Source organism: Spiribacter sp. SSL99 (assembly GCF_009805925.1).
Lineage (GTDB): Bacteria > Pseudomonadota > Gammaproteobacteria > Nitrococcales > Nitrococcaceae > Spiribacter > Spiribacter roseus.
In genome coordinates this window covers 223,947-241,009 of the sequence record NZ_MAOM01000011.1, presented here as the reverse complement: position 1 = coordinate 241,009, position 17,063 = coordinate 223,947, and the positions used below count along the sequence as shown (strand labels likewise).

The following is a 17,063-nucleotide window of genomic DNA, read 5'->3' as shown; positions in this document are numbered from 1 at the left end:
TTCAGAACCACCCCCGCCAGCTACCCACGAACACCGTCAGCAGAACCAGCAGGCCGACAATCATCACGAAGGCATAGTGATAAAGAAAACCCGTCTGCCCGCCCCGCAGCGCCGTGGCAAGCCGCCCGACGGTGCGCGCGGTGCCATTGACGATGACACCGTCAATCAGCCCCTGATCGCCACCGCGCCACAGGGCCCGGCCGAGCAGGCGCCCGCCGCCGGCGAATACGGTGTTGTAGACGTCATCGAAGCCGTATTTGCGCTTGAGCACCCGCACCGCCAGGGACAGCCGCGCGTTGATGGCAGGCAGCAGATCGGGCCGCTTGAGATACAGGAACCACGCCAGTACCGCGCCGGCAACGGCCAGCCAGAACGCCGGATTGACGGCCGCATGCAGGCCGAAGGCGAATGGCCCGTGGAAGCTCTTCGCCTTTTCGGCCAGCACGTCGTTGGCGGGCGCCACCTGGATCGCCGAGCCGAAGAAGTCCCCGAACAGCAGCGGCTCGATGGTGAAGTACCCCAGCACCACCGACGGGATCGCCAGCGCCACCAGCGGCCATTCCATCACCGGCAGCACGTACCGGGGCAGCTGCTTGATGTGCTCCTTGGCATGGGGATCAATCCGCTCCTCGCCCCAGAACACCAGAAAGTACAGGCGGAAGCTGTAGAGCGCGGTAATGAACACGCCCAGTAGCACCGCCCAGTAGGCGAAGCCGGCCCCGAAGCGGTCGGCGAGATGCACCGCCTCGATAATGGCGTCCTTGGAGTAGTACCCCGAGAAGAACGGCGTCCCGACCAGCGCCAGCGTCCCCAGCAGCATGGTGATGTGGGTGACCGGCAGATAACGGCGCAGGTTGCCCATGCGGCGCATGTCCTGCTCATGGTGCAGGGCGACGATGACCGCGCCCGCCCCCAGGAACAGCAGCGCCTTGAAAAACGCGTGGGTCATGACGTGGAACACGCCGGCGGCGTAGGCCGACGCGCCCAGGCCGACGAACATATAGCCCAGCTGCGAGAGCGTGGAGTAGGCGATCACCCGTTTGATGTCGGTCTGCACCAGCCCGACCAGCCCCATGAACAGGGCGGTGACCGCGCCCAGGATGAGCACCACCGACAGCGCCACGTCCGAGAGTTCGAACAGCGGCGAGAGCCGCGCCACCAGGAAGATGCCGGCGGTCACCATGGTGGCGGCGTGGATCAGGGCCGAGATGGGCGTGGGGCCCTCCATGGAATCGGGCAGCCAGACATGCAGCGGCACCTGCGCGGATTTGCCCATGGCCCCGATGAACAGCAGGATCGCCGCGACGGTGGCCACCAGTGCTTCGGTACCGAACAGCGTCATGGTCTGATCCGGCGCGGCGGCCGCGGCCGTGAAGACCTGGGCGTAATCCAGGCTGCCGTAGTAGGTCAGCACCGCGGCAATCCCCAGCAGAAACCCGAAGTCACCCACCCGGTTGACCAGGAACGCCTTGAGGTTGGCGAAGATCGCCGTTTCCTTCTGGTACCAGAAGCCGATGAGCAGGTAGGACACCAGACCGACCGCTTCCCAGCCAAAGAAAAGCTGCAGGAAGTTGTTGGCCATCACCAGCATGAGCATCGAGAAGGTGAACAGGTTGATGAAGCTGAAAAACCGCGCGTAACCGGCGTCGTCGTACATGTAGCCGATGGTGTAGACGTGGACCGCCAGCGACACCGTGGTCACCACCACCATCATCAGCGCGGTCAGGCGATCGACCAGAAACCCGACCTCGAGGTTGAGACCGCCGACCAGCGCCCATTGATAGAGCGATTCATTGAAAACGCCGACACCGCCCCAGACATGCTGGTAGAGGACCACCAGCGACAGCAGCGCCGACACCGCCACCGCCCCCACAGTCAGGCGGTGCGCGTTCTTCCAGCCGATGCGCCTGCCGGCAAGCCCGGCCACTGCGGCGCCGAACAGCGGCGCCAGCACGATAAGCAGATAGATCGACTTCATTCCCTAACCCCGCATGGTATCCAGGTCGGCGACATTGATGGTGCTCCGGTTGCGGAACAGCACCACGAGAATCGCCAGGCCGATGGCCGACTCCGCCGCCGCGACGGTGAGGATGAAGAACACGAACACCTGGCCGTGGATATCACCGAGGAAATGCGAGAAGGCGATGAAGTTGAAGTTCACGGCGAGCAGAATGAGCTCGATGGACATGAGCAGGACGATGGCGTTCTTCCGGTTGAGAAAGATGCCCGCCATGCCAATGGAAAACAGCAATGCGCTGAGGACCAGATAGTCGGAGAGCGCTAACATGTAAGCCCCGGTTGTTGTTATGAGTCGGAATCGCGTTCGCTTGGCATCCGCACCATCCGCAGCCGATCGGCCTTCCGGGTGCGGACCTGCGCGGCAATGTCCTGATGCTTGGTATCACCCCGCCGCCGGTGGGTGAGCATGATGGCCGCGATGATCGCCAGCAGCAGCACGATCGCCGCCAGCTCGAACGGATACACGTAGACGGTATAGAGCACGCTGCCGAGCAGGCGGATGTTGTTGCCATCCAGCGCCCCGCCGACCGCCGCCTGCTGCGCGGGCTCCAGATCGATCACGCCGGCGCCGATCACCAGCAGCATCTGCAGGACCATCACCAGCCCCACCAGGACCCCCAGCGGCAGGTAGCGCGCGAACCCCTCGCGCATCACCGACAGGTTGATGTCGAGCATCATGACCACGAACAGGAACAGCACCATGACCGCCCCGACGTACACGAGCACGAGTGCGATGCCCAGAAACTCCGCCTCGATGAGCAGCCACAGCGCGGCGCTGCTGAAAAACGCCAGCACCAGAGACAGCGCGGAGTGCACCGGGTTGCGGGCGGTCACCACCAGCGTCGCCGCCAGCAGCAGGATCGCCGCGAAAAAATAGAATATCGCTTTCTCAATCACGTCGTGCCCCTACCCCCCCTGAGGCTTATCGATATGGTGCGTCGGCGGCGCGGTCCTTGAACAGCTGGCCTTCGTACTTGTCGCCGACCGCGAGAAGATCCTGCTTGGTCATGATCTGCTCGCCGCGCTCCTCGAAGTGGTACTCGTGAATGCGCGTCTCGACGATGGAATCCACCGGGCAGGACTCTTCGCAGAAGCCGCAGTAGATGCACTTGAAAAGATCGATGTCGTAGCGCGTGGTCCGACGGGTGCCGTCCTCGCGCTGCTCGGAATCAATGGTGATCGCCAGCGCCGGGCAGACCGCCTCGCAGAGCTTGCAGGCGATGCAGCGCTCCTCGCCATTGGGATACCGGCGCAGCGCGTGCAGACCGCGGAACCGCGGCGACTGCGGCGCCTTCTCCTCGGGGTATTCGAGCGTGTACTTGGCCTCGAACAGGTGCCGACCGGTCAACCGCATGCCCTTGAGCAGTTCGGTCAGCATGAACGTGCCGAAAAATTCCTTCACTGACTGCATGGTTGCCTACCTACCTATGAAAACCACGGACCGACCTCTCCCAGGCTGAGGCCCGCAACAACAATCAGCCAGACCACGGTGACCGGAATGAGCACTTTCCAGCCCAGCCGCATGATCTGGTCGTAGCGATACCGCGGGAACGTACCCCGGAACCAGATGTACAGGAACAGGAACAGGCACACCTTGAGCAGGAACCAGACCAGTCCCGGCACCCAGCCGAACAGCGGCCCCAGCAGCGGCAGTCCCTCGAACGGCGAATACCACCCGCCCAGGAACAGAATGGCCGCAAGTCCCGATATCAGGATCATGTTCGCATATTCGGCCAGGAAAAAGATGGCGAAGGCCATCCCGGAGTACTCCACGTGGAAGCCGGCGACGATCTCCGACTCGCCCTCGGCCACGTCGAAGGGCAGACGGTTGGTCTCCGCCACCCCTGAAATCCAGTAAACGACGAACAGCGGCAGCAGGGGCAGCCAGAACCAGTTCCAGAATGGCCCCTGCTGCGCCTGGATAATCTCGCCCATATTGAGGCTGCCCGCCGCCATCAGCACGCCGACCAGCGCAAAGCCCATGGCGATCTCGTAGGACACCACCTGTGCGCCGGCCCGAAGGGCACCGAGCAGGGCGTATTTGGAGTTGGAGGCCCAGCCGGCCAGGATGATGCCGTAGACCCCCATGGAGGTCATGGCCAGCACGTAGAGCAGACCGGCATTCACATCGGCGATGACCAGTCCGTCGGCGAGCGGCAGTACCGCCCAGGCCGCCAGCGCCGGCATGATCGAGAGCATGGGTGCGAGCACGAACAGAAAGCGGTTGGCGTTCTGCGGCAGCACCACCTCTTTCATCAGCAGCTTGAGGGCATCGGCAAACGGCTGCAGCAGGCCATGCCAACCGACCCGGTTGGGGCCCCGCCGCAGCTGCATCGAGCTGATGACCTTGCGCTCGGCATAGGTCATGTACGCCACCGCCAGGAACAGCGGCACGATCAGCGCCACGATCTTGGCGGTAATCCAGCTCAACTCGATCAATGCGTTCATGCCGCGGCTCCGTCCGCCACCACCTCGATGGCTCCCATCAGCGCACCCAGACCGGCGCTGCCTTCGACGCCCGCCGGAATCCAGACACTGCCCGCCGGCACGGCGTCGCTGACCGCCACCGGCAGCCGCCGGGCCGCACCCGACTGGCGGACATGGACGGCATCGTCCTCAGAGACACCGAGACGCCCGGCGTCCACCGGATTCATTACTGCCCGCGCCGGGGCCGCATGATCGGTCTGCTGCAGCGAGGCGGCATGCCGGGTCAGCGGATCCACGCCGAACATCGCCGGATAGCCGATGCGGGTGAGCTCACTCGGGGCCGGCGTCTGCGCCGCGATGGGTGCTGACGGCCGGGCGACCCCCGTACCTTCGGACAGGCGCTGGAGCTCGTGATGGATCTCATCCGGGGCCTGGTAGTTGAAGCCCTCAAGGTCCAGCACGTTGCCCAACACCCGCAGGAGCCGCCAGGCCGGCCGGGCATCGCCCTGCGGATAGCCGACGCCGGCGAAGGTCTGCCAGCGGCCCTCGGCGTTGACCAACGTGCCAGCGGTCTCGCCCAGCGTCGCGATTGGCAGCAGCACATCGGCATGCTCGCGCAGCGCGGGGCTGTCATAGGCCGACAGGGCCACCACGGCCTCGGCCGCGGCGAGCGCCCGAGTGGCCGTTTCACCGTCAAAGAAGTCGTGCTCAGGCTCGGCATTCATCAGGATATAGCCCTGACGGGGCGTCGCGAGCATTGCCGCGGCATCCAGGCCGTCAGTGGCTTCGCCGTTGGCCGTGCGACCCGGCACGGCCCCCGCCAGCCAGGCACCCGCCGTGTTGGCGCCCGGCGTCAGCTCGCCGTAATCGGCACCAGTGTGGCGCGCGATTTCCGCCGCCAGATAGCGCAGCTCGGCGCCGGCCGGATGGCTGTCAGCCAGACCGCCCAGAAGCAGGGCGCGCCGGCCATCGCCGACCAGCGCCGCCGCGATCTGTCGGGTGGGTTCGTCGGCCTCGGCCGTGCCCAGCCACTGCTCGAGTCCGGCGGGTTCATCCACCCCGCGGAGCGCCGCCGCGGCCCGTGCGACACCCGCCAATGCCCGGGGCATGGCGTCCGCCGGGACCACCTGCTCCACGCCGAGCGGCAGATTCCAGTCGAAGGCCCGCGGGTTGAGCACCATGACCTCGGCGCCATTGCGGGCGGCCTTACGCAGGCGGTGGTTGATCAGCGGCTGTTCATGGCGCGGATAGCCGCCGATGACGAATGCCGCGTCCAGATTCTCGAGGTCGGCGACGGGCGTTTCGAGCCCGGCGAACCCGGCGGTCTCGATCCCGTCACGGAAGTCGCCGCGGCGCAGCCGCGCGTCGATGTTGTGGCTGCCCATGGCCCGGACGATCCGGCCCAGCAGATACATCTCCTCGAGCGTCGACGACGGCGATACCAGCGCCCCGAGCGCCTCGGGGCCATGACGCTCAACGCTGTCCCGCAGGTGATTGGCCGCCGCCTCGATGGCGGTCTGCCAGTCGACGCTCTGCCATTCGCCGTTCTCGCGGATCTGCGGGGTGGCAAGCCGGGCATCGCTGTAGATGCCCTCATACGAGAACCGGTCGCGGTCGCTGATCCAGCACTCGTTGATCGCCTCGTTGTCGCGCGGGACCACGCGTTTGACCGTGCCGCGGACCTGGTGGAGATCGATGTTGGAACCCTGGCAGTCGTGCGGTGCGATGCTCGAGTGACTGAGCATTTCCCAGGCCCGGGCGGTGTAGCGATACGGGCGCGATGTCAGGGCTCCCACCGGGCACAGATCGATGATGTTACCGGACAGTTCCGAGTGCACACCGCTGCCCACCAGGGTGCTGATCTCGGTGTGCTCACCACGGTACATCGCCCCCAGCTCAGAGGTGCCGGCGACTTCATCGAGAAACCGCACGCAGCGCGTGCAGTGGATGCAGCGGGTCATCTCGGTGGCGACCAGCGGCCCCAGGTTTTCATCCTTGACCACGCGTTTACGCTCGGAGAAACGCGAAACGCTGCGGCCATAGCCCAGCGCCAGATCCTGCAGCTCGCACTCGCCGCCCTGATCACAGATCGGGCAGTCGAGAGGATGGTTGATGAGCAGAAACTCCATCACGCCGCGCTGCGCCTTGAGTGCCCGCTCGGAGGTGGTCTGCACGACCATGCCGTCCGCCACGGCCGTAATGCAGGCCGGCAGCGGCTTGGGCGCCTTGCGGCCGTTCATCTCCACATCCACCAGGCACATCCGGCAGTTGGCCGGTGCTGAGAGTTTGCTGTGGTAGCAGAAGCGCGGGATGTCGATGCCATGCTCGTCGGCGACGGAGATCAGCGAGGCCCCCTTGGGCGCCTCGATGGACTGGCCGTCGATGGTGACGTTGACCGTCTCGGGGTTCTGGGTCTTGACTTCTGCGCTCATGCGGCCGCCTCGACAATGGAACGCTTGTGTTCGATGTAGTGTTCAAACTCGTGACGCCAGTGCTTGAGCACGCCCTGCACCGGCCAGGCCGACGCCTCGCCGAAGGCGCAGATGGTGTGGCCAGCGATCTGCCCGGCCGCCGAGTCCAGGAGCTCCAGGTCCTCGGGGCGACCGTGCCCTTCGTAGATGCGCTTGATCACCCGGTACATCCAGCCGGTGCCCTCGCGGCACGGCGTGCACTGACCGCAGGATTCGGCGTAGTAGAAGCGGCTGATGCACATCAGCGCCCGCACCATGTCGGTGGTCTCGTCCATGACCACCACACCGCCCGAGCCCAGTGCCGAGCCGGCCTCCATGAGGGCATCGTAGTCCATGGTCAGCTCCATCATCTGATCACCGGGGATCATCGGCATCGATGACCCGCCGGGGATGACGGCCTTCAACCGCCGGCCCTTCCAGACGCCGCCGGCCATGGCCAGCAGATCACTGAACGGCGTCCCCAGCGGCACCTCGAAATTGCCGGGGTTCTCGACGTGGCCCGACACCGAGAAGATCTTCATCCCGCCATTGTTGGGCTTGCCCAGCTCGAGGAACCAGTCCGCACCGTTGCGCATGATCGACGGTACCGAGGCGATGGTCTCGGTGTTGTTGATCGTGGTCGGACGGCCATAGATACCTGACTGGGCCGGGAATGGCGGCTTATTGCGCGGCATGCCCTTCTTGCCCTCGATGGACTCCATCAGCGCCGACTCCTCGCCGCAGATGTAGGCACCGGCGCCGACGTAGTTGTAGACCTCGAAATTGACCCCCGAGCCGAGGATATCGCGGCCCAGATAGCCGGCCTCGCGGGCTTCCCGCACGGCCTGCTCCATCCGCTCATTGGGCTCACGGATGAACTCGCCACGCATGTAGTTGTAGGCCACTTCCACGCCCATGGCATAGCCCGCGATGATCATGCCCTCGATCAGGGCGTGCGGGTTGTAGCGAAGGATGTCGCGATCCTTGCAGGTCCCCGGCTCGGACTCATCGGAGTTGACCAGAAGGTATTTGGTGCCGGGGGCGTTGCGCGGCATGAAGCTCCACTTGATGCCGGCCGGGAACCCCGCACCGCCACGGCCGCGCAGGTTGGCGGACTTAACCGTCTCGATGATGTCTTCCTGGCTGATGCCGTCGCGGAGCACCCGCTCCAGCGCTTCGTAGCCGCCGATGGCCCGGTAGTTCTCGAGGGTCCACGGCTCGTCGAATTGCAGTGTCGTGTAGCAGACGTTGGTCATGGCTACTCCAGATCGTCGAGGATCCGATCGACCTTCTCAGGCGTCAAATCCGTGTAAAACACCTCATCCACCAGCATCATGGGCGCGCTGCGGCAGGCTGCCAGGCATTCTTCCTCGCGTTTGAGGGTGATGCGGCCGTCACTGGTGGTTTCGCCAAGGCTGATTCCCAGCTTTTTCTCGACATGCTCGACGATCTCATCCGACCCCCGGAGCATGCAGGAAATGTTGGTACATATATTGACCCGGTGACGGCCACCGGGTTCGACCTCGAACATGCCGTAGAAGGTGGCCACTTCGTAGACCCGGGCCGGCGCCATGCCGAGGTACTCCGCCACCGCGTCCATCCGCCCGCGGGGCAGCCAGCCGGTGTTGTGCTGCACCACATGCAGCGCCGGAATCACGGCCGACCGGCGCCCCTCGGGGGTGTCAGGAAACTGTGCCAGCCAGCGGTCGATTTCCTCGCGCTCGGGCGCAGTCAGTTCATGCTGATCCGGGCTCTCGGCTGTGCTCACCGGTCCACCTCTCCAAAAACGATATCCATGGTTCCCATCACCGTGACGACGTCTGCAAGCATGTGGCCGCGGACCATTTCGTCCATGGCCGACATGTGGGCGAAACCCGGGGCGCGCAGCTTGAGCCGATAGGGCTTGTTGGCCCCGTCGGAGACGATGTACGCGCCAAACTCGCCCTTGGGCGCCTCGACCGAGGCATAGACCTCGCCGGGCGGTGTGCAGTAGCCCTCAGTGAACAGTTTGAAGTGATGGATGAGCGACTCCATGTCGTCTTTCATCTCTTCGCGGCTCGGCGGGACCACCTTGTGATCGCCCAGGATGACCGGGCCGTCGTTGCGCCGCAGCCAATCGGCACACTGGCGGATGATCCGCACCGACTGACGCAGCTCTTCCATGCGCACCAGATACCGGTCATAGCAGTCGCCGTTGGTGCCCACGGGGATATCGAAGTCCATGCGGTCGTAGACCTCGTAGGGCTGCTTACGGCGCAGATCCCACTCGACCCCCGAGCCACGCAGCATGGGCCCGGTAAAGCCGAGCTGCAGGGCCCGCTCGGGCGGGACCACGGCCACGTCCACCAGGCGCTGCTTCCAGATGCGGTTGTCGGTCAGCAGGGTATCGATCTCGTCAATGGTGCCCGAGAACCGGTCGCAGAACGCCTCGATGAAGTCGAGCATGCTGCCTTCGCGATCGGCATTCATGCGCTTGAGGTCCTTGTCGCTGCGATACTCCGAGTCGCGGTATTTGGGCATACGCGCCGGCAGATCGCGGTAGACACCGCCGGGCCGGTAGTAGGTGGCGTGCATCCGCGTCCCGCTGACCGCCTCGTAGCAGTCCATCAGCTCCTCGCGCTCCTTGAACGCATAGAGGAAGACGGTCATGGCGCCCACATCCAGCCCGTGCGCGCCGATCCACAGCAGGTGATTGAGGATTCGGGTGATCTCATCGAACATCGTGCGGATGTACTGGGCCCGTTCCGGCGGTTTGATCCCCAGCAGCTTCTCGATGGCGAGCACATAGGCATGCTCGTTGCACATCATCGACACGTAATCGAGCCGGTCCATGTAGCCGATGCTCTGATTGAACGGCTTGGTCTCGGCGAGTTTTTCGGTGGCGCGGTGCAGCAGACCAATGTGCGGGTCGGCATGGCGGACCACCTCGCCGTCCATTTCGAGCACCAGACGCAGCACGCCGTGGGCGGCCGGATGCTGGGGGCCGAAGTTGACGGTGTAACTACTGATCTCAGGCATCGGGGGCCTCCTGCTTGGAGGGGTCGGCGTAGCGGTTGTCGTCGCGGATCACCCGCGGCACCAGCACACGCGGCTGGATGGAGACCGGCTCATAGACCACTCGACCCCGGTTTTCGTCGTACCGCACTTCGACATTGCCGATCAGCGGAAAGTCCTTGCGGAACGGATGGCCGACAAAACCGTAGTCAGTCAGGATCCGGCGCAGGTCGGGATGCCCGTTGAAGATGACCCCGAACAGATCGAACGCCTCGCGCTCCTGCCAGTTGGCCGATGCATAGAGCGGCACGATGGAATCGAGCATGGGCAGATCATCATCGGCGGCAAAACAGCGTACCCGCAGGCGATGGTTATGGCTGACCGACAGCAGATGATAGACCGCCGCAAAGCGGCGCCCGGTGCTCTCGCGGACCGGCTGGACGCCGTAGATGCCGGTCAGCCCCAACCGCCCGGTGCTGAAGCCATCGACGCCCCGGCTGAAGCCGGTGTTGGTAGCCTCTTCGGTGATCCACTCATCCTGCCCGTAGGCCGCGTAGTCGACGCCGGCGATGTCCAGCAGCTGGCTGAAAGCCAACCCGGGCTCGTCGCGCAGGGTCTGCATGGCCGCATAGAGATCGCCGGGGGCGACTTCGATTTCCGCCTCGCGGTATTCGCAGCGGCTGGCGACGACCTGGTCACCCAGCGATGAACGGACCTGTTCGAGCACCTTGTCAGCCGTCAGGGCCATGGCGATTCTCCCTAGCGTGCGATGGTGTTCGTGCGGTGGATCTTGTTCTGCAGCTGGACCACGCCATAGAGCAGCGCCTCGGCGGTGGGCGGGCAGCCGGGCACGTAGATGTCCACGGGCACGATCCGGTCACAGCCCCGCGTCACCGAATACGAGTAGTGGTAATAGCCACCGCCGTTGGCACACGAGCCCATCGAGATCACCCACTTGGGATCGGGCATCTGGTCGTAGACCCGACGCAGCGCCGGCGCCATCTTATTGACCAGCGTGCCGGCGACGATCATCACGTCGGACTGCCGTGGCGACGGCCGGAAGATCAGCCCGAGCCGATCCATGTCATAGCGGGCCGCGCCGGCATGCATCATCTCGACCGCGCAGCAGGCCAGACCAAAGGTCATCGGCCATAGCGAGCCGGTGCGCGCCCAATTGATGAGCTTGTCCGCCGAGGTTGTCACGAAGCCCTTGTCGAGAGCGCCTTCTATTCCCATTCCAGAGCCCCCTTCTTCCACTCATAGAGGAAACCGACCAGGAGAACGCCAATGAATATCGCCATGGCGCCGTAACCGAACAGCCCGATCTCATCGAGCACGATGGCCCACGGAAACAGGAAAGCGATCTCCAGATCAAAAATGATAAACAGGATGGCGACGAGGTAGTAACGCACGTCGAACTGCATGCGCGAGTCCTCGAACGCCTCAAACCCGCACTCGTACGGCGACAGTTTTTCGTGGTCCGGTCGTCGGGGTGCAAGGATGAAGCCCGCGGCGAGAGGCGCGATGCCAATCCCCATTGCGATGGCGATGAACACGAGGACGGGCAGATAGCTCTCGATCATAGGCGAATGCCACCTTTCAGTCGAAACGTTTTGGTAGGACCAAGATGGTGCGGATGGCCGGACTCGAACCGGCACGGCTTGCGCCACTGCCCCCTCAAGACAGCGTGTCTACCTGTTCCACCACATCCGCGGCACGGTGGCCTTGAACAATCGAGATATTACCAGCGCAGCCCCCGGCGGGCAATCCGCAGGGGCCGCGCAGCCGGCTCAGTCGGGGGCGGGCGCCGGGGCCGGGCTGCCCTCACCATTGCCCGCGTCATCGGCCGCTGGCGCCGGTGCGCTTTCGGTGGCAGGGGTATCGGTGACCGACCCGTCAACGACACTGCCGCCGGAACTGAAAGTCCCGGCCATGATCGCCAGCGTGAGGCTGGTGGCGAAAAAGCCCACGCCGAGAATGCCGGTCAGGCGCCCGAGAAAGGACGCCGATCCGCGGGCGCCGAAGACCGTGTTGGAAGCGCCGCTGCCAAAGGCGGCGCCGGCGTCGGCGCCCTTGCCGTGCTGGAGCAGCACCACGCCGATCAGCACCAGTGCGAGCCCGAGATGGATGGCCAGAACAATCGTGTACATCAGTCAGTCGATTCCGTTTGTTGACGGGGGTCAGCCCCGCGCTGCCGTGGCGCAGATGGCCACAAAATCATCGGCCTTGAGCGACGCGCCGCCAATCAGGCCACCGTCGATATCCGGCTCGGCAAGCAGCTCGCCCGCGTTGGCCGCCTTCATGCTGCCGCCGTAGAGCAGCCGCATCCGCTCGGCCAGGCCGGCATCACGTGCCGCCAGCGTCTGGCGGATGAAGGCATGCATTGCCTGCGCCTGCTGTGCGGTGGCGGTACGGCCCGTGCCGATCGCCCAGACCGGCTCGTAGGCGATCACGCCGTCGCCGAGCCCGATGTTGGCATCAAGCCGGTCGATCACGCCATTCAGCTGTCTGGCCACCACCGATTCGGTCCGATCGGCCTCACGCTCTTCAAGGGTTTCACCGACACAGAGGATGGGCCGGAGCCCCTGCTTGAGGGCCTGGGCGTAGCGCGCGGCGATCAGCGCGTCGTCCTCGCCATAATACTGGCGCCGTTCAGAGTGGCCGAGGATGACGTAACGCACGCCCAGATCCGCCAGCATTGCCGCCGAGACCTCGCCGGTGCGGGCGCCCTCGGCGGCATCGGCGCAGTTCTGCGCGCCCACCGACAGCGCATCGCCCACCCGGTCACGGACCGTGTCGAGGTGGACGAACGGCGGGCAAACCGCGATCTCAACGCCGCCCAGGCCAGCGACGCCCTGCGCCACCGCAGTGGCGAGGTGGCGGGCGTCGTCGCCCAGGCCATTCATTTTCCAGTTACCGGCAATCAGCGGCGTGCGCATGGCAGTCCCCTGCTAAAAATCGGGAAGGTTACTGATCGGACCGCGCCGAATCAATTCACATTGGCCCCGGCCGGCTCGGTCACACCACACAGGGCCCGCACTTCGGCGGCGAGCGCACGGGCCTTCGCCTCGACCTGCGCGGCCTCTTCGCCCTCGACCATCACCCGCAGCAGCGGCTCGGTGCCCGAGGCGCGCAGCAGCACCCGACCGCGCTCGCCGAGCTCGGCCTCGAGGGCTTCCACGGCACGGGTGATCCGCGCGTCGCTCATGGGCCGGCTGCCCCGCTCAATGGGCACATCCACGCGGTGCTGCGGCATGGCCGTCATGCCGTCGAGCAGATCCGCCAGCGGCCGCCCGGCCCGGACCATCGCGCCCAGCACCTGCAGCGCCGATACGGTGCCGTCACCGGTGGTGGTGCAGTCCAGGCAGACGATGTGCCCCGAGGATTCGCCACCCAGTGTGCCCGCGTGCTCGCGGAGCATTTCCAGGACATAACGGTCCCCGACCCGGGCACGGTGGAAGTCGACATCAAGGCTGCGCAGCGCCCGCTCAAGCCCCAGATTGCTCATCTGCGTGCCCACCACCGGCCCGCGCAGCGTGCCCTGACGGGCGCGCTCGGCGGCGATGATCCACAGCAGCTGGTCGCCATCGAGAACCTCGCCGCGATGATCGACCATGATCACCCGATCGCCATCGCCATCGAGGGCGATGCCGGCATCAGCCCCCTGCTCGATGACCGCCGCCTGCAGCCCCGCGGGATGCGTCGAGCCGCAGTCGACGTTGATGTTGAGGCCATCGGGATGGGTACCGCGACGGATCACGGTGGCCCCCAGCTCCTCGAACACCGCCGGGCCGACCTGATAGCCCGCGCCGTTGGCGCAGTCCACCACCAGTCTGAGCCCGCGCAGATCAAGGCCGGCCGGACGCGCGGCCTTGCAGAATTCTATGTATCGCCCCGGCGCGTCCATCAAGCGCGTGGCCTTGCCGAGCTGGGCCGATTCAACGGTGGCGAGGGGCTCGTCGAGCTGCGCCTCAATGGCCAGCTCGGCGGCGTCGTCAAGCTTGAAACCGTCGGCGGAGAAGAACTTGATGCCGTTATCCTGATGGCCGTTGTGCGAGGCGCTGATCACGATGCCCGCGCTGGCCCCCAGCGTGCGGGTGAGATAGGCGATCCCCGGGGTCGGCATGGGGCCCAGCAGACGGATATCGATCCCGGCCGCCGAGAGCCCCGACTCGAGGGCCGACTCGAACATATAGTTGGACAGCCGCGTGTCCTTGCCGATCAGCACTTCCCCGGCGCCATGGCGCGCCCCGATGACGCGCCCCACGGCCCATCCCAGCTTGAGGACGAAATCGGCGGTGATGGGCGGCTCACCGACCCGACCGCGGATGCCATCCGTCCCGAAATACCTGCGCGTCATGCGTCCCCTCCTCCATGTTGACGGACATACGCCATCAGATTCACCGCATCCAGGGTCTCGGCCACGTCATGCGCCCGAATGATGGATGCCCCATGCCACGCCGCCAGCGCCGCAGCCGCCACGCTGCCGGCCAGGCGGTCGGGCAGCTCGCGCCCCAGCACGCGGCCCACCAGCGACTTGCGCGACAGGCCCGTCAGCACTGGCACGCCCAGCTCAGTCAGGGCCGGCAGTCCGGCCAGTAGTCGGGCATTATGCGGGTCCCGCTTACCAAACCCGAAACCCGGGTCGATCAGCAACCGGGATCGCGGGATGCCTGCCGCCCCGGCGGCGTCCAGCCGCTGACGCAGGAAGGCGGTGACTTCGCCGAGGACGTCGCTGTAGGTGGGATTGTCCTGCATGGTCGCCGGCGCGCCCTGCATGTGCATCAGGCACACCGGCAGTCCGGTCTCGCGCGCGGCCTCCAGCGCGCCGGGACTGCGCAGGGCGGTAATGTCATTGATCAGGCCTGCGCCGGCCGCCGCCGCCGCCTTCATGACCCCGGGCTTGGTGGTATCCACGGACAGCGGCACTTCGACGGCCCCATGGAGCGCCTCGAGCACCGGGATCACCCGATCCAGTTCTTCCTGCTCCGGGACCCCGGTGGCCCCGGGGCGGGAGGACTCGCCGCCGACATCGATGATCGCCGCGCCGGCTTCCTGCATGGCCCGGGCATGATCGACGGCGGCCTGGGCGCCGACGAAACGACCCCCGTCCGAGAAGGAATCGGGGGTCACGTTGAGAATACCCATCACGCGGGGGTGACGCAGCGACAGCTCACGCCCCCCGCAGTCCAGCGTCTCCGTCACGGCGGGACTAATGCTCGCTGGCGGGCTTGCCGACGCCGACTCCGTCATCGGCGACCTCACCGTCGCCCTCGTCGGCGGTGCCACCGCCCGGTGCCTTGCCCGAGGGGCCCTCGCTTTCCTTGGGCGGACGCGGTGGCCGTCCGTTCATGATGTCATCGATCTGATCGCGATCGATGGTCTCGTACTTCATGAGCGCATCGGCCATGGCATGGAGCTTGTCGTCGTGGGCCTTGAGCACCCGGGTCGCTTCGGCATAGTTCTCCTCGACGATCCGCCGGACCTCCTCGTCAATGGAGTGCGCGGTCTCATCGGAGATGTTCTTCTGCCCCATCGGCAGCCCCATGGCGTTATTGCTTTCGTCCTCGCCATAGGCGAGCGGCCCCATCTTGCTGGACAGCCCCCACTTGGTGACCATGTTGCGGGCGATTTCGGTGACCCGCTCGATGTCGTTCTGGGCACCGGTGGTGACCCGCTCGGCCCCGAAGATCAGCTCCTCGGCGATACGGCCGCCGAAAAGCCCGCAGATGGAGCTGTTCAGCCGCTGCTTGGTATAGCTGTAGCGGTCTTCCTCGGGCAGGAACATGGTCACACCCAGCGCGCGGCCGCGGGGGATGATGGTCACTTTGTGCACGGGATCGTGATCCGGCACGTTGAGCCCGACGATGGCATGGCCCGCCTCGTGGTAGGCGGTGAGGCGCTTTTCGTCCTCGCCCATGACCATGGACTTGCGCTCGGCGCCCATGATGATCTTGTCCTTGGCATCCTCGAAGTCGTTCTGATCCACGACCCGCTTGTTGCGGCGTGCCGCGAACAGGGCCGCCTCATTGACCAGGTTGGCGAGATCCGCCCCCGAGAATCCCGGGCATCCACGGGCGATGGTCCGCGCGTTGACGTCGTCGGCCAGAGGGGTCTTATTCATGTGGACGTTGAGGATCTGCTCACGCCCCCGCACGTCCGGCAGCGGCACCACCACCTGCCGGTCGAACCGTCCCGGCCGCAGCAGCGCCGGGTCGAGCACATCGGGCCGGTTCGTCGCCGCGATGACGATGATCCCCTCGTTGCCCTCGAAGCCGTCCATTTCGACCAGCATCTGGTTGAGGGTCTGCTCGCGCTCGTCATTGCCGCCGCCCATCCCGGCGCCGCGCTGGCGGCCGACGGCATCGAGCTCGTCAATGAAGATGATGCAGGGCGCCTGCTTTTTGGCCTGCTCGAACATGTCACGCACCCGGGAGGCGCCGACACCCACGAACATCTCGACAAAGTCCGAGCCCGAGATGCTGAAGAACGGGACCTTCGCCTCACCGGCAATGGCCTTCGCCAGCAGGGTCTTACCCGTGCCGGGCGGCCCGACCATCATGACGCCACGCGGGATGTTGCCCCCGAGGCGCTGGAACTTGGACGGGTCGCTGAGGAACTCCACCAGCTCGACCACGTCCTGCTTGGCCTCTTCCACGCCGGCAACATCCTTGAAGGTCACCTTGACCTGCTCTTCGGACATCATCTTGGCGCGGCTCTTGCCGAACGACATGGCGCCACGGCCGCCACCGCCGCCCTGCATCTGACGCATGAAGTAGATCCACACGCCAATGAGCAGCAGGAAGGGGAACCACGAGATCAGGATCTGCAGCAGCATGCTGCGCCCCTCGGGCTCTTCAGCGCTGATATTGACGCCGCTGTCCATCAGCTGGCCCACCAGGGCACTGTTATCGGTCTCGGGGCTGTAGGTCGTGAAGTTCGACCCGTCGCCGCGGGTACCACGAATGACCGGCCCCTTCATGGTGACCGAATCCACCCGGCTGTTCTCGACCTCAGTCAGGAACTGCGAATACGGGATTTCCTGGGCGGTTGTCCCCTGCCCCTGGAAATTGCTGAAAACGGACATCAGCACCACGGCGATGACCACCCAGAGGAGCAAATTCTTGGCCATGTCGTTCAAGACGGCTCACCTCTACAAATCGAATAATTCGG

Annotated in this window: 17 protein-coding genes and 1 tRNA gene; all 18 read right to left on the bottom strand. The window is 65.4% G+C overall.

The window, feature by feature from the left end:
• Position 1: 1 nt before the first annotated feature.
• Entirely contained in the window at positions 2 to 1,978 is a 1,977-nt protein-coding gene (gene nuoL / locus BA899_RS03055) for an NADH-quinone oxidoreductase subunit L (protein WP_144347677.1), read from the bottom strand.
• Positions 1,979 to 1,981: 3 nt separating this feature from the next.
• Complete coding sequence (gene nuoK / locus BA899_RS03050; protein WP_144347678.1) at positions 1,982 to 2,287, bottom strand: NADH-quinone oxidoreductase subunit NuoK; 306 nt, start codon at positions 2,285 to 2,287, stop codon at positions 1,982 to 1,984.
• Between the two features lie 17 nt (positions 2,288 to 2,304).
• Positions 2,305 to 2,913, bottom strand: coding sequence for an NADH-quinone oxidoreductase subunit J (locus tag BA899_RS03045; RefSeq protein WP_159299757.1), 609 nt, complete (start codon positions 2,911 to 2,913; stop codon positions 2,305 to 2,307).
• A gap of 28 nt (positions 2,914 to 2,941) precedes the next feature.
• Complete coding sequence (nuoI, locus tag BA899_RS03040) at positions 2,942 to 3,430, bottom strand: NADH-quinone oxidoreductase subunit NuoI (RefSeq protein WP_144347679.1); 489 nt, start codon at positions 3,428 to 3,430, stop codon at positions 2,942 to 2,944.
• Between the two features lie 14 nt (positions 3,431 to 3,444).
• Entirely contained in the window at positions 3,445 to 4,467 is a 1,023-nt protein-coding gene (gene nuoH / locus BA899_RS03035; protein ID WP_110883094.1) for an NADH-quinone oxidoreductase subunit NuoH, read from the bottom strand.
• Positions 4,464 to 6,878, bottom strand: a complete 2,415-nt coding sequence (gene nuoG, locus BA899_RS03030) for an NADH-quinone oxidoreductase subunit NuoG (protein WP_159299675.1) — start codon at positions 6,876 to 6,878, stop codon at positions 4,464 to 4,466. Before nuoG ends, nuoH begins: the two co-directional genes overlap by 4 nt.
• Positions 6,875 to 8,152 carry an NADH-quinone oxidoreductase subunit NuoF gene (nuoF, locus tag BA899_RS03025; RefSeq protein ID WP_110883096.1) on the bottom strand — a complete coding sequence of 426 codons (1,278 nt, stop codon included), beginning with the start codon at positions 8,150 to 8,152 and terminating at the stop codon, positions 6,875 to 6,877. The genes nuoG and nuoF overlap by 4 nt, the downstream gene beginning before the upstream one ends.
• A 2-nt stretch (positions 8,153 to 8,154) precedes the next feature.
• A complete protein-coding gene (nuoE, locus tag BA899_RS03020) occupies positions 8,155 to 8,664 on the bottom strand; it encodes an NADH-quinone oxidoreductase subunit NuoE (RefSeq protein WP_159299674.1) in 510 nt (169 codons plus the stop codon).
• A complete protein-coding gene (locus BA899_RS03015) occupies positions 8,661 to 9,914 on the bottom strand; it encodes an NADH-quinone oxidoreductase subunit D (protein WP_110883098.1) in 1,254 nt (417 codons plus the stop codon). Before BA899_RS03015 ends, nuoE begins: the two co-directional genes overlap by 4 nt.
• Positions 9,907 to 10,638: an NADH-quinone oxidoreductase subunit C gene (locus tag BA899_RS03010; protein WP_148121795.1), complete on the bottom strand. Its 732-nt coding sequence runs from the start codon at positions 10,636 to 10,638 to the stop codon at positions 9,907 to 9,909. Before BA899_RS03010 ends, BA899_RS03015 begins: the two co-directional genes overlap by 8 nt.
• A gap of 11 nt (positions 10,639 to 10,649) precedes the next feature.
• Complete coding sequence (locus BA899_RS03005) at positions 10,650 to 11,126, bottom strand: NADH-quinone oxidoreductase subunit B family protein (protein WP_023365985.1); 477 nt, start codon at positions 11,124 to 11,126, stop codon at positions 10,650 to 10,652.
• Entirely contained in the window at positions 11,117 to 11,473 is a 357-nt protein-coding gene (locus BA899_RS03000; RefSeq protein WP_110883100.1) for an NADH-quinone oxidoreductase subunit A, read from the bottom strand. Before BA899_RS03000 ends, BA899_RS03005 begins: the two co-directional genes overlap by 10 nt.
• A gap of 45 nt (positions 11,474 to 11,518) precedes the next feature.
• Positions 11,519 to 11,603 (bottom strand) — tRNA-Leu (locus BA899_RS02995).
• A gap of 77 nt (positions 11,604 to 11,680) precedes the next feature.
• Positions 11,681 to 12,040 carry a preprotein translocase subunit SecG gene (secG, locus tag BA899_RS02990; protein ID WP_370456299.1) on the bottom strand — a complete coding sequence of 120 codons (360 nt, stop codon included), beginning with the start codon at positions 12,038 to 12,040 and terminating at the stop codon, positions 11,681 to 11,683.
• A gap of 30 nt (positions 12,041 to 12,070) precedes the next feature.
• A complete protein-coding gene (gene tpiA, locus BA899_RS02985) occupies positions 12,071 to 12,829 on the bottom strand; it encodes a triose-phosphate isomerase (protein ID WP_159299673.1) in 759 nt (252 codons plus the stop codon).
• Between the two features lie 50 nt (positions 12,830 to 12,879).
• Positions 12,880 to 14,250, bottom strand: a complete 1,371-nt coding sequence (gene glmM, locus BA899_RS02980) for a phosphoglucosamine mutase (RefSeq protein WP_159299672.1) — start codon at positions 14,248 to 14,250, stop codon at positions 12,880 to 12,882.
• On the bottom strand, positions 14,247 to 15,143 hold the full coding sequence (gene folP / locus BA899_RS02975; RefSeq protein ID WP_370456298.1) for a dihydropteroate synthase: 897 nt from the start codon (positions 15,141 to 15,143) through the stop codon (positions 14,247 to 14,249). The genes glmM and folP overlap by 4 nt, the downstream gene beginning before the upstream one ends.
• Positions 15,103 to 17,022 carry an ATP-dependent zinc metalloprotease FtsH gene (ftsH, locus tag BA899_RS02970; RefSeq protein ID WP_159299671.1) on the bottom strand — a complete coding sequence of 640 codons (1,920 nt, stop codon included), beginning with the start codon at positions 17,020 to 17,022 and terminating at the stop codon, positions 15,103 to 15,105. Before ftsH ends, folP begins: the two co-directional genes overlap by 41 nt.
• Between the last annotated feature and the right edge of the window lie 41 nt (positions 17,023 to 17,063).

Excerpts from the sequence above, each read along its gene's own strand:
- nuoI (WP_144347679.1), bottom strand. The coding sequence starts at position 3,430 with ATGCAGTCAGTGAAGGAATTTTTCGGCACGTTCATGCTGACCGAACTG.
- secG (WP_370456299.1), bottom strand. The coding sequence starts at position 12,040 with ATGTACACGATTGTTCTGGCCATCCATCTCGGGCTCGCACTGGTGCTG.
- nuoG (WP_159299675.1), bottom strand. The coding sequence starts at position 6,878 with ATGAGCGCAGAAGTCAAGACCCAGAACCCCGAGACGGTCAACGTCACC.
- glmM (WP_159299672.1), bottom strand. The coding sequence starts at position 14,250 with ATGACGCGCAGGTATTTCGGGACGGATGGCATCCGCGGTCGGGTCGGT.
- nuoF (WP_110883096.1), bottom strand. The coding sequence starts at position 8,152 with ATGACCAACGTCTGCTACACGACACTGCAATTCGACGAGCCGTGGACC.
- folP (WP_370456298.1), bottom strand. The coding sequence starts at position 15,143 with ATGACGGAGTCGGCGTCGGCAAGCCCGCCAGCGAGCATTAGTCCCGCC.
- BA899_RS03010 (WP_148121795.1), bottom strand. The coding sequence starts at position 10,638 with ATGGCCCTGACGGCTGACAAGGTGCTCGAACAGGTCCGTTCATCGCTG.
- BA899_RS03000 (WP_110883100.1), bottom strand. The coding sequence starts at position 11,473 with ATGATCGAGAGCTATCTGCCCGTCCTCGTGTTCATCGCCATCGCAATG.
- tpiA (WP_159299673.1), bottom strand. The coding sequence starts at position 12,829 with ATGCGCACGCCGCTGATTGCCGGTAACTGGAAAATGAATGGCCTGGGC.
- nuoL (WP_144347677.1), bottom strand. The coding sequence starts at position 1,978 with ATGAAGTCGATCTATCTGCTTATCGTGCTGGCGCCGCTGTTCGGCGCC.
- nuoK (WP_144347678.1), bottom strand. The coding sequence starts at position 2,287 with ATGTTAGCGCTCTCCGACTATCTGGTCCTCAGCGCATTGCTGTTTTCC.
- BA899_RS03005 (WP_023365985.1), bottom strand. The coding sequence starts at position 11,126 with ATGGGAATAGAAGGCGCTCTCGACAAGGGCTTCGTGACAACCTCGGCG.
- BA899_RS03015 (WP_110883098.1), bottom strand. The coding sequence starts at position 9,914 with ATGCCTGAGATCAGTAGTTACACCGTCAACTTCGGCCCCCAGCATCCG.
- ftsH (WP_159299671.1), bottom strand. The coding sequence starts at position 17,022 with ATGGCCAAGAATTTGCTCCTCTGGGTGGTCATCGCCGTGGTGCTGATG.
- nuoH (WP_110883094.1), bottom strand. The coding sequence starts at position 4,467 with ATGAACGCATTGATCGAGTTGAGCTGGATTACCGCCAAGATCGTGGCG.